Consider the following 11,597-nt stretch of genomic DNA (forward strand, 5'->3'; position numbering starts at 1 on the left):
CAGCAACTGGATTAAACGCAGGAACTTATACAGTAACTGTAACTGATGCAAACGCGTGTCAAACAACACAAAGTATTACTATTATAGAACCAGCAGTTCTTGCTGCAACAATATCTAAAACAGATGTTTCTTGCAACGGAGGAACTAACGGAACTGCAACTGTAACTGCAACCGGAGGAACTGGAGCTTATACATACTCTTGGTCACCAGCTGGAGGAACAGCTGCAACAGCAACTGGATTAAGCGCAGGAACTTACTCTGTAACAATTACAGATGCTAATGGATGTTTATTAACTCAAACAGTAACTATTATTACAACTCCAGATGCAACGGCACCAGTACCAACTGTAGCTACTCTTCCGGAAATAAGTAACTATTGTGCAGTTTCAGCATCAGATATAGCTATTCCAACTGCTACAGATAATTGTGCAGGAATCCTAAATGGAACTACAACTGATCCTTTAAGCTACAATGCTGTAGGAACTTATGTAATTACATGGACATACAATGACGGAAATGGAAACATTACGACACAACCGCAAACAATAAAAGTACTTGCTTCTCCATTGAATGCAGTAACTTTTAGCAGCGCTCAATTCACATACGATGGAAATGCTCATGCTTTGCAAGTTGCGAATCTTCCAACAGGAGCAACTGTTACATATTCTGCAAACAATACGTCAACAAATGCTGGTACTTATGTAGTTACTGCTACAGTAACACCATCAGCTAGTACGCCAAATTGTGCAGTAGTAACGCTGACAGCAAATCTTGTTATTAATAAAGCAGCACAGCAAATTACATTTAATGCAATTCCGGTTAAAACACTTGGAGCAAACAACACCTTTAATTTAACAGCGACTTCAAATTCAAATTTAGCTGTTACTTACACATCAACATATACTGCACCATTAGCTCCTGCTACAGTTTCTGCTACAGGCGTGGTAAATATGTTGAGATCTGGTGATGTATTAATTACAGCTCATCAAGCTGGAGATAACAACTATCTTCCTGCAGCAGATGTTTCACAATTGTTAGTGATCTTAAACAACAATATCGATGTTAAGAGAATCACTATAGGAACAAAAGTTTTTGAAAACCCTGGAAAAACAATTTTTTATGTATTGCCATGTGGTGAAACAAATCCTAGTGTATCTATCTTAAATGAATCGGGTGCAGTTATAACTCCTTCTCCTAATTTTACAATTCCAACTCCTAAACCGGGAATTTACAGTAAGAATGTAACAATTACATCACAAGACGGAAGTTTATCTGAAACTTATTCAATCGTAGTTGTGAAACCGTTTAATTTCTTTGACATTGTTAAACAGAAATTTAATAACGTACTTCTTGTAAATAACAATCCGCAGACAAATGGTGGTTATGAGTTTACTTCTTACGAATGGTTCAAAAACGACCAGTCAATAGGAACTGGCCAATATTATTCTGCAGGAAACAGTCTTACTTCACTATTAGACCCAACGGCAGATTATACTGTAAAATTGACAACTAAAGATGGAAGTGTACTTTATGTATGTGCTTCAAAAATCACATTGTCAAATACGCTGCTGGCTAAAGTTTACCCTAACCCAATTGAAATTGGAAAAGTAGTAACTGTTGAAGCAGATTTCCCTGAAGAAGAATTAGCGAAAATGCAAATTAGCCTTTACACTGTTACAGGTCAATTGGTAAAAACTGTACAATCATCTACAGCTAAAACTGAAATACAATTACCTCAAACAACTGAGAGCAATATGTACATGGTAGTTCTTGAAACGCCAAACATCAAAAAAACTTTCAAAGTAATTGTAAAATAAATAAACCCTGCCAGTACTAGATAAAAATAGTACTGGCATAATATAACTTAAGATGAAAAAAAATATTTACAGCTATATCACATCCATTGCCATTTTTACGGCATTTTTAGCAGCGTCTTTAAATAGTTATGGCCAGGATAAAAAACAAGAATTTTCGATTTCTTTGGGAGGGCCATTTTCTTATGTAGATTCTAATTCTTCTGGAAAAACGGTTCCCGGAATTGGTGTTAGTGCGGGTCTTCGTTATTCTTATTATTTAAGCGAAAGTTTAAGTTTAGGAATTGGTGTTGAATATCAAACCTACAATTCCGATTTAAAATTCAATTCCTTATACGGAGCATCTGCTGCTACCGATGCTGAAAATGAAAATTTCCAGTTTAGATACAGAGGTACAAATGTGAGAGAAGAACAAAAACTGGCTTATATCAATGTGCCAATTAATATTCAGTTTGAAACACCGGGAACATCCAAATTATATGTTGCTGCAGGCGCTAAAATTGGTTTCGCTTCAAGCGGAAGTTATAAAACATCTTTTCAAAATCTAACTACAAGCGGTTACTATCCACAATACAATGTAGAGTTATTTAGTCCGGCTTTTGCAGGTTTTGCAAGTACTAACAATTTAGTAACCGGCGAACAGGATCTTGATACAGAAGTTTCTTATTCAGCAACTTTTGAAACTGGTTTAAAACAAGAATTAGGCAATAGAAATTCTATATATATCGGTGCTTATTTTGAGTACGGTTTAAATAATATTTATGATAAAACCGGAAACGGGCAGCTTGTTCAATATAATGCTGAACTACCTGTTGAATTAGGTTACAACAGCGTATTTAATACCAATTTAAGCAGTAGTGTAAGACTTGTTTCATACGGTCTTAAATTAAGGTTTGCATTGCGATAATTAATTCAAGACCAATAAAAAAAAGCTATTCAGTATCTGAATAGCTTTTTTTGTTTTATAGGTAAATTTAGAAGTATTACCTCTTCTTTTGCTGACCCGGAGCATAAGCTTTTGCACTTTTGCTGCCCGATGCTTTTTTAGCCTGTCCTGGAGGAACTTTCCCTGATGGTGATGATGAGTGATGAACACTACAGCTCACAATACATGCGATCAATAATGCAAAAGAGAAAAATTTAATAAATTTTGCGATTTTCATAAGTTTGTTTTTTTATGTTCAAAAATACTATTTTGAACATAAAAAAACTTAATAACCATTCTAAACAACAAAAAACCTGTAACGGACAAATCCATTACAGGCTTTTTTTAAAATATTAAATTCTATTTTTTAATAGAATCTTTTGTGACAGTACTAACTGTATCATTTGTAACTGTATCTACATCTGGTCCTACAGTATCAATAATAGCTTCAGTTGAATCTATACTGCTTTGAGACTCTATCGTTGGTTCATTCTTCTTACACGAAAATGCCAATCCCGTTAACAGGACCAACATTACAATTTTGATTTTTAATAGCGTTTTCATAATTATATTTTTTTCTGTTTGTATTCTTATTAATATTTCAAATTTAAGTTACTGTAAACCAATATCATTACATAATTTCTACAATCCTTTATATGAATCAAAGAAATGTGTTAAACTATTGTTATACAATGCAAAATCTATAAATTGAAAATTTAATTATATAACACCATAAACGTTGTTTTTGTGAAATTTGCAGAAACAATAGTATGATGAAAACTTACTTTCGTAATAATGGTTTGAGTATCTGTTTTTTGATACTGTTTGCCGGAACTTTATTTGGCCAGACTTTATTTGGTTTAGAAGAACACAATAAAGAACTTGTAAGCGAAGGAGGAAAATCAATTAATCTGGGGTCATACCTTTTATCAGGACATTTTATCGAATCTACTTTTGAAAATTGGGAAAGTGAATTTCTTCAAATGGGTCTTCTTGTTGTGTTTACCATTTTCCTAAAACAAAAAGGATCATCAGAATCTAAAAAAATTAATCAAAAAGAAGAAGTTGACCGCGAGCCAGACCCTAAACGAAAAAATGCGCCGTGGCCTGTTAAAAAAGGAGGTTTTATCCTGACATTATACAAACATTCCCTTTCGGCAGCGCTATTGTTACTATTTCTTATTTCATTAATAATTCATTTTTATGGAAGCCTAAAAGACGAAAATGAAAAACTGCTTCTGCAAGGAAAGCAATTAGAAACATTTTCCTCCTATATAACAAATTCAAGATTTTGGTTTGAATCTTTTCAAAACTGGCAGAGCGAATTTCTATCCGTATTTGCTATCGTGATATTATCAATATACCTGCGTCAGATTGGCTCTTCACAATCAAAACCTGTAGATGCTCCCCACATGGAAACAGGTGTTTAATTCAAATAATTCCGTAAATAATGATTTACAGCTTATTCTAAAAATCTATTCCTCATACATTTCCATCCAAAGACGCGTTTCTTCAAGATCGAGTTCTTTTTCTATTTTTCTAAAAATCTCTTCGTTTACTGAACCGGCTTTATGCATAACTTCAAGTTTACCGCGCTCTACATTCAAAAGATCAATTTGAATTTTGGTGAAATCATTAAAAATTTCGTTTCCAAATACTTTTCCGTTTCCAAAAAAGTTAGCCGGAAGTTCCGTTTTCTGCAAACGATTAAATTTTACTTCATATTTACTTTTAATATTATGCAGCAATTCATCATCCAGTAATGATAAATTATCTTCGATATGCGCAATGGTTTCAGAAACAATAATATTTCGAACATCATATTCTTCAGCCAAAATAGAATAACGCTCAATTTTAAGTTTTTTAATCAGCCACGGAAGCGTAAGTCCCTGAATTACCAAAGTGGAAAGAATCACACAAAAAACCAAATAAATAATCAGATTACGAAGCGGAAACTCTTCGGTTTTATTCAACATTAACGGCAGTGCCAGAGCTGCAGCCATCGAAACCACGCCGCGCATTCCCGACCATCCAAAGACAATCATATTGCGATAATCAAATTCCTCCTTCATGCGGATTTTTTTACTGAGCATCCTCGGAATCATCGTTGCCGGAACTACCCATAAAAAGCGAACAACAATTACAACAATACTAATTACAGCTCCCCAAATAAATAACGAATCTCCAGAATAATTACTGATCCCTTCAATAATCTGTCTCAATTGCAATCCAATTAAAATGAAAATTAAACCGTTCAAAATATTACTCAAAACATCCCATATTGTATTGGTCATGATTCGGCTTTCATGCGAAAAAATAGTACCAGATCTTGCGGCCAAAAAAAGTCCGGTAGCTACAACAGCCAGAACTCCGGAACCATGAAAATGTTCTGCAATTAAATAAGATGAAAATGGTGTCAATAACGTAAGCGTTACCTCAATAATATCATCACAAACAAACCTTTTATGAATGTAATACATTATATATCCAACAGCCAAACCTATCGCAATTCCCAAAACCGACATCAAAACAAAGTTTAATCCCGCCTGCCATAAAACAAAATTTCCAGCTGTAATGGCAGTTAAAGCATATTTATACGCCACAAGACCGCTCGCATCATTCACCAGACTCTCACCTTCCAAAATGGCAATTAATCTTGGATGTAAACCTAAACCTTTAGTAATAGATGTTGCAGAAACAGCATCTGGAGGCGAAACAATAGCGCCAAGTAAAAAAGCTAACGGCCAGGAAATATCATCTATAAGCCAGTGTGCCACAACAGCAACCAATCCTGTGGTAAAAAAAACCAAACCAACAGCTGCTAAAGTTATCGGACGAATCGTTTGTTTAAATTCAGACCAGCTTGTATGCCATGCAGCATGATACAAAAGCGGCGGAAGAAATATAATAAAAACAACCTCAGGACTCAGCGCAATAACCGGCAGTCCCGGTACAACGCTGATAATTACACCACAAAGTACTAACACAATTGGTATTGGAAAATTATACCTTTTACTTACTAAACTAAGAAAAGCTACGCCAAAAAGTAACATTATAATTACTGTGATATTTTCCATTTACTGCGGGTATTTATTTGTTTTGGATGATAATTTCTGGCTACTAAATTAATATTTTATGAGAACTAAATTAAATTCTCATTAAAAAGAATGCTGAATTTATTGACATATATCTTTAATTCAAACACATAAAAAAGCCGAATCTAAAATAAGATTCGGCTTTTTTTCTTTTTTACGATTCACAGCTGCTGCAAGTAACCAAACTTGTTACCAATTCTTTAGAAACACTTTGACTTCTTTGGTAATACAAACTTTTTACACCCAATTGCCATGCTTCAATCATCAAACGATTTACTTCCTTAATTGGCAGTTCTGCCGGAATATTAAGATTTAAACTCTGTCCCTGATCAACAAATTTCTGACGAATTCCAGCTTGCTGTACAATCTCCAGCTGACTGATTTCTTTAAACGTTTTAAAAACATCTTTTTCCGTTTGAGAAAGCTGAGACATATGCTGAACACTTCCGCCATTTAGCATAATTTCTCTCCAAACTTCTTCATTATCCAAACCTTTTTCTTCAAGCAGTTTTTTCAGGTATTTATTTTTACGCATGAAATTACCTTTGCTCAAACCAGCTTTATAATAATTACTGCTAAAAGGTTCGATTCCCGGAGAAGTCTGTCCTAAAATTGCCGAAGATGAAGTTGTTGGTGCAATTGCCATTGTTGTCGTATTACGTCTTCCGTAACCTTTTAACAATTCAGGTTCACCATAAATTCGGGCTAATTCCTGAGTGGCTTTATCCGCTTTATCGCTTATATGTTTAAAAATTTCTGTCGTTTTCAATTTAGCTTCCATTCCTTCAAACGGAATCATGTTTTTCTGTAAATAAGAATGCCAGCCTAAAACACCTAAACCTAATGCACGGTGTCTTTTAGCAAATTTATTTGCTGCTGAAAGATAATAGTTACCTTCCGTTTTTTCGATGAATTCCTGCAATACAGCATCTAGGAAAAAGATAGCCAGTTTTACCGCTTCAGTATCTTTCCATTCTTCGTAAAGCTCCAAATTCATGGATGATAAACAGCAAATAAATGATTCGTCCTGAGTTGACGGAAGCATAATTTCACTGCATAAATTACTCGCATTAATTCTCAGGTTTTGATCTTTATAAACCTGTGGTTTGCTTTTATTTACGTTATCGCTGAAAAAGATATAAGGCAATCCTTTTTGCTGACGGCTTTCTAAAACCTTTGCCCAAATTTGTCTTTTATCATTATCACCGTCAATCATTTCCTGCATCCAGTAATCAGGAACACAAATTCCCGTAAACAAATTCTGGATTGGATTTCCAATACTTTTAATTTTCAAAAATTCTTCAATATCCGGATGATCGATATCTAAATACGCTGCAAAAGCACCGCGACGAACTCCGCCTTGCGAAATCGTGTCCATAGCCGTATCAAAAAGCTTCATGAAACTTACCGCTCCACTACTCTTTCCGTTATCCGTTACCGCACTTCCGCGTTCACGCAATTCTCCAAAATAACCAGATGTTCCACCGCCTATTTTAGTCTGCATGATCACTTCGCCCAATTTATGTGTAATTCCTTCGATTTTATCCGGAACGTGTACGTTAAAACAAGAAATAGGCAAACCTCTTTCGGTTCCCATATTCGCCCAAACCGGCGAGCTGATACTCATCCAGCCGCGTTCAATCATTTCTACAAAAGATTCTTTTAATTCCGGTTTATACAATCTTCTTGCGGCAGCCGTGCAAATTCTGTCAATTGCACCTTCTACCGTTTCACCTTTTAAAAGATAACCGCGGTTTAAAATTTGTTCACTCTCAGAGTTCTTCCACCACATTTTGGTTCCTGCTTCATTTTGCGGAAGACTATTTACTTCATTTATATCTATTGTACTCATACTGTTTTGCTATTAGAAAAGATCGTTTGCCGTAATACTTTTATCGTGTTTGGTATATTCTACCGGACGTTTTGCAAAGAAATCATCCAGACTGTTCGCAAAAACTTCTTCTTCAAACCAGGCCAAAGCTTTGTAATCTTCCATATTAACGTTGAATATGGTAGGAATTCCAATTTGTTTTAAGCTTTCGTCAAGTCTAAATTTCATAAAATTCACCAAATCACCTTTTTTAATACTTTCAATTTCACCTTCTTCAAATATCCAGTCTAATATGTCTGATTCGACTGAAATAGAATCTTTAACCGTTTCTCTAATTAATTCTAAAGTATCAGCATCAAAATAATCCGGGAATTCTTCTCTGATTTTATTGATGATGAAAATTCCGCCATTAGCATGAATCTGCTCATCGATAGAAGTCCATGCAATAATATTGCTCACATTTTTCATGTAACCTTTAAATCTTGTAAAAGAAAGCAGAATAGCAAACTGGCTGAAAAGCGAAACATTTTCAATTAGAATACTGAATAAGATCAGCGAAACCATATATTTTCTGTTATCCTGAGAGCGTGTATCTTTTAAAACATTCGAAAGATAATCTACACGTCTTCGGATAACCGGAACGTCCAAAAGTTTTTCAAACTCATCGTTATAACCTAATACTTCAAGAAGGCGCGAATAGGCTTCAGAATGCCTGAATTCGCACTCAGCAAAAGTCGTCCCTAAACCATTAAATTCAGGTTTTGGAAAGTGCTCATAAATGTTTCCCCAAAAACTTTTTACAGCTACCTCAATCTGTGCAATTGCCAGTAAACTATTCTTTACAGCCGTTTTTTCTGCTGTTGTTAAATGAGCATGAAAATCCTGAGTATCAGCAGTAAAATCAACTTCTGTATGAACCCAATACGCTTTATTTATCGCTTCTGTAAATTGCAAAACCTCTGGGTATTCAAAAGGTTTATAATTGACTCTTTTATCAAATATAGACATATATATAGTATTTAACGGTGACTAAGTAAGAATAGAAAATTAACAGGATTTGGGGTGGGGAACTGCGTTTTCTATACATACAAAATTAACCCACGATTCTCCTTTAGACTAGGTTTTGATGTTAAAAATCCCAACAATTATCAACAGGAAAATATTAGGTTGAAAACCATTAAAAAAACAATTTATTAACAAGCACATAATTTTTCGTAGTTGCCGAAATACCAGTTATTTAAACTGGATCTAAATAAACTTGTCAACATAAAAAATGAAAAAAATCCGGAGAATGAAAAAACAGTTATTAACATCCAAAATTCAAATTTGGACTTTTTTGATCCAATTTTAAGTAAAAGTAAACGTCAAATTTCCTCTTAAAAAGAGTTTCATCTGATAGAAAATAAAATTTAAAATTTAGAAAATGTTCTATTTTAACAAACATTAAAAAACTAATTATCAGATATTTAAATTTTACAATAACAAAAAAGATTAAACACTTATTAAACCAAAATATTAAATTGCCATCTTACAATTCTCAAAAATCGCTGTTGTAGAAAAAGAGAAATGAAAACTTAGGATTAGATTAAAATTCATTAGAATTAAACTTTTAAAAGCAATAAAACTTGCTATAAAAATATTAATCTTTACATTTGCGATTATTTTGATTTATTCTAAATAGACTTTAATCTCATCTATAATAATTGGAACAAAAACTCCAATAAACAACATAACAAAATATGAAAAAGAATCTTTTTATTTCTTTAGCATTTGCAGCTGCTTCATTTGTTAATGCACAGCAAAAAAATACGCTTTTAGAAGCATCATTCTGGAAAACGTCTCCAAACGTCGAAACTGTAAAAGCAGAAATCGCAAAAGGAAACAATCCGGCAGAAGCCAACATAAATGCTTTTGATGTTACTACACTAGCTATCAATAATGATGCTCCAAATGAAACAATTAAATTTTTACTTGATCAGCCTGGAAACTCCATTACAAAATTAACGCATGACAATCGTATTTATTTACACTGGGCAGCTTACAGAGGAAATACAGAATTAGTTGAATATTTAATTAAAAAAGGTTCTGATGTTAATTTTGAAGACAGTCACGGTACAGCTCCGGCAGATTTCGCTGCTTCAAACGGACAAGCAAATCCTGCTTTATACGAAGCTTTCTTTAAAGCCGGAATCGATCCGAAGAAAAAATATGCAAACGGAGCAAACTTATTGCTTTTGGCCATTTCTTCTGATAAAGACTTAAAAGCTGCTGAATATTTTTCTACAAAAGGATTATCGCTTAAAGATGTCGATAATGACGGAAATACTGCTTTTACTTACGCAGCACGATCTGGAAATATTCCTTTCCTGAAAAAACTTATTGAAAAAGGAATAAAACCAAATGATAATGCGCTTTTTACTGCAGCGCAAGGAAGCCGTAGAGAAACAAATACAATTGAGACTTATAAATATTTAGTTGAAGAAGTAAAACTAAAAGCAAATGCACAAAATAAAGCAGGTCAAAATGTACTGCATATTTTAGCTGGAAAACCAAATCAGGCTGAAATCGTTACATACTTTTTAAGTAAAGGTACTGATGCAAATAAAACTGATAAAGAAGGAAATACACCTTTGATGGCTGCAGCTTCGGCTAAAGAAACTGCGGTTTTAGAAATTTTACTTCCAGTTACAAAAAATGTTAATACCCAGAACTTAAAAGGAGAATCGGCTTTGACAAACGCAGTACGAACTGGAACTCCAGAAGCTGTAGCTTTACTTTTAAACAAAGGTGCCGATGTGAATGTAAAAGATAAAGACGGAAACAATTTAGGTGTTTATTTGGTTCAATCATACAAACCTTCCGGAAAAGAAACTACCGCTGATCCTTTTGATGCAAAAGCAAAATTACTTCAGGATAAAGGTTTAAACTTAGCAGCAGCTCAAAAAGACGGAAATACTTTATACCATTTAGCCATTACAAAAAATGATATCGCACTTCTTAAAAAAATAACAGATTTAAAAGCAGATATAAATGCTAAAAACAAAGATGGTTTAACAGCTTTGCACAGAGCGGCAATGACTTCTAAAGATGATGCTGTTTTAAAATATCTTATTTCTGCCGGAGCAAAAAAAGACATCAACACAGAATTTGATGAAACAGCTTATGCCCTGGCTAAAGAAAATGAACTGCTTACAAAAAACAACGTATCTATTGACTTTTTAAAATAACTTTTTTAAAGTTTTGAGTTTTGAGTTATAAGTTATGAGTTGTAGACTACTTATAGATTATAATTCAAAAAAAACTCATAATTCACAACTCATAATTCACAACTCATAATTCACAACTCATAATTCACAACTCATAACTTACAACTCATAACTTACAACTCATAATTCATAACTCATAATTCATAATTAATTAAAATGAAATCAATACTTAAAATAGCTCTTACAAGCGCTCTTATCTTTCTTGTTGCTTTACAATCAAATGCACAATCAAGCAAATACAAATGCATGCTGCAAATGACAAATTATATGGGAGAAGGCGCCTATATCGTAGTTTCGCTTATTAACCCAACAGGAGCATACGAAAAAACGCTTTATGTAATGGGCGACGATAAAAAATGGTACAAATCTTTAAAAGAATGGAATAAATTCCACGCTCAAAAAGGAGAAGATATCAGTGCAAAAACAGGCGCATCTGTAACTGGTGGTGATCGCAGCGTGACAACAATAGAAATTGAAGATTCGAAAATCAATAAAGGCTACAAATTACGTTTTGAAACTGCCGTTGAAGACCAGAAATATTACGTAAGTGATCTTGAAATTCCGCTTTCAACAGAAGGTTTAGCTGATAAAACAGACGGAAAAGGTTACATCAAATATGTACGACTAAACAAAATATAATTTTTAGTAATTATTTCTTAACCTCAT

10 protein-coding genes are annotated in these 11,597 nt (G+C 33.8%); 5 read left to right on the forward strand and 5 right to left on the reverse strand.

Going from position 1 to position 11,597, the window contains the following annotated elements; translation table 11 throughout:
- Together J2Y38_RS16400 and J2Y38_RS16405 are read left to right on the forward strand one after the other, a co-directional pair.
- The coding region (locus J2Y38_RS16400) for a T9SS type A sorting domain-containing protein (protein WP_309844574.1) at window positions 1-1,817 on the forward strand (1,817 nt) is incomplete at its 5' end.
- Between the two features lie 52 nt (window positions 1,818-1,869).
- Window positions 1,870-2,721, forward strand: a complete 852-nt coding sequence (locus J2Y38_RS16405) for an outer membrane beta-barrel protein (protein ID WP_309844575.1) — start codon at window positions 1,870-1,872, stop codon at window positions 2,719-2,721.
- A 76-nt stretch (window positions 2,722-2,797) separates the two neighbouring features.
- On the opposite strand, the gene J2Y38_RS16410 is transcribed toward J2Y38_RS16405, so the two are convergent.
- Window positions 2,798-2,977 carry a hypothetical protein gene (locus J2Y38_RS16410; RefSeq protein WP_309844577.1) on the reverse strand — a complete coding sequence of 60 codons (180 nt, stop codon included), beginning with the start codon at window positions 2,975-2,977 and terminating at the stop codon, window positions 2,798-2,800.
- Between the two features lie 122 nt (window positions 2,978-3,099).
- Entirely contained in the window at window positions 3,100-3,303 is a 204-nt protein-coding gene (locus J2Y38_RS16415; RefSeq protein ID WP_309844580.1) for a hypothetical protein, read from the reverse strand.
- Between the two features lie 206 nt (window positions 3,304-3,509).
- Between J2Y38_RS16415 and J2Y38_RS16420 the strand changes: the two genes are divergently transcribed.
- Window positions 3,510-4,169: a DUF6766 family protein gene (locus tag J2Y38_RS16420; protein ID WP_309844583.1), complete on the forward strand. Its 660-nt coding sequence runs from the start codon at window positions 3,510-3,512 to the stop codon at window positions 4,167-4,169.
- Window positions 4,170-4,214: 45 nt separating this feature from the next.
- On the opposite strand, the gene J2Y38_RS16425 is transcribed toward J2Y38_RS16420, so the two are convergent.
- From J2Y38_RS16425 to J2Y38_RS16435, 3 genes are all read right to left on the reverse strand, one after another.
- A complete protein-coding gene (locus J2Y38_RS16425; RefSeq protein WP_309844586.1) occupies window positions 4,215-5,816 on the reverse strand; it encodes a Na+/H+ antiporter in 1,602 nt (533 codons plus the stop codon).
- A 172-nt stretch (window positions 5,817-5,988) separates the two neighbouring features.
- Window positions 5,989-7,686, reverse strand: coding sequence for a ribonucleoside-diphosphate reductase subunit alpha (locus J2Y38_RS16430; protein ID WP_180856582.1), 1,698 nt, complete (start codon window positions 7,684-7,686; stop codon window positions 5,989-5,991).
- Window positions 7,687-7,698: 12 nt separating this feature from the next.
- Window positions 7,699-8,673, reverse strand: a complete 975-nt coding sequence (locus J2Y38_RS16435; protein WP_309844590.1) for a ribonucleotide-diphosphate reductase subunit beta — start codon at window positions 8,671-8,673, stop codon at window positions 7,699-7,701.
- Window positions 8,674-9,404: 731 nt separating this feature from the next.
- Between J2Y38_RS16435 and J2Y38_RS16440 the strand changes: the two genes are divergently transcribed.
- Window positions 9,405-10,892: an ankyrin repeat domain-containing protein gene (locus J2Y38_RS16440; RefSeq protein WP_309844592.1), complete on the forward strand. Its 1,488-nt coding sequence runs from the start codon at window positions 9,405-9,407 to the stop codon at window positions 10,890-10,892.
- Between the two features lie 195 nt (window positions 10,893-11,087).
- Entirely contained in the window at window positions 11,088-11,570 is a 483-nt protein-coding gene (locus tag J2Y38_RS16445) for a DUF2271 domain-containing protein (RefSeq protein WP_309844594.1), read from the forward strand.
- The last annotated feature ends 27 nt before the right edge of the window (window positions 11,571-11,597 follow it).

This window comes from Flavobacterium sp. 2755, from assembly GCF_031455715.1.
Lineage (GTDB): Bacteria > Bacteroidota > Bacteroidia > Flavobacteriales > Flavobacteriaceae > Flavobacterium.

Excerpts from the sequence above, each read along its gene's own strand:
- J2Y38_RS16405 (WP_309844575.1), top strand. The coding sequence starts at position 1,870 with ATGAAAAAAAATATTTACAGCTATATCACATCCATTGCCATTTTTACG.
- J2Y38_RS16425 (WP_309844586.1), bottom strand. The coding sequence starts at position 5,816 with ATGGAAAATATCACAGTAATTATAATGTTACTTTTTGGCGTAGCTTTT.
- J2Y38_RS16420 (WP_309844583.1), top strand. The coding sequence starts at position 3,510 with ATGATGAAAACTTACTTTCGTAATAATGGTTTGAGTATCTGTTTTTTG.
- J2Y38_RS16435 (WP_309844590.1), bottom strand. The coding sequence starts at position 8,673 with ATGTCTATATTTGATAAAAGAGTCAATTATAAACCTTTTGAATACCCA.
- J2Y38_RS16440 (WP_309844592.1), top strand. The coding sequence starts at position 9,405 with ATGAAAAAGAATCTTTTTATTTCTTTAGCATTTGCAGCTGCTTCATTT.
- J2Y38_RS16415 (WP_309844580.1), bottom strand. The coding sequence starts at position 3,303 with ATGAAAACGCTATTAAAAATCAAAATTGTAATGTTGGTCCTGTTAACG.
- J2Y38_RS16410 (WP_309844577.1), bottom strand. The coding sequence starts at position 2,977 with ATGAAAATCGCAAAATTTATTAAATTTTTCTCTTTTGCATTATTGATC.
- J2Y38_RS16445 (WP_309844594.1), top strand. The coding sequence starts at position 11,088 with ATGAAATCAATACTTAAAATAGCTCTTACAAGCGCTCTTATCTTTCTT.
- J2Y38_RS16430 (WP_180856582.1), bottom strand. The coding sequence starts at position 7,686 with ATGAGTACAATAGATATAAATGAAGTAAATAGTCTTCCGCAAAATGAA.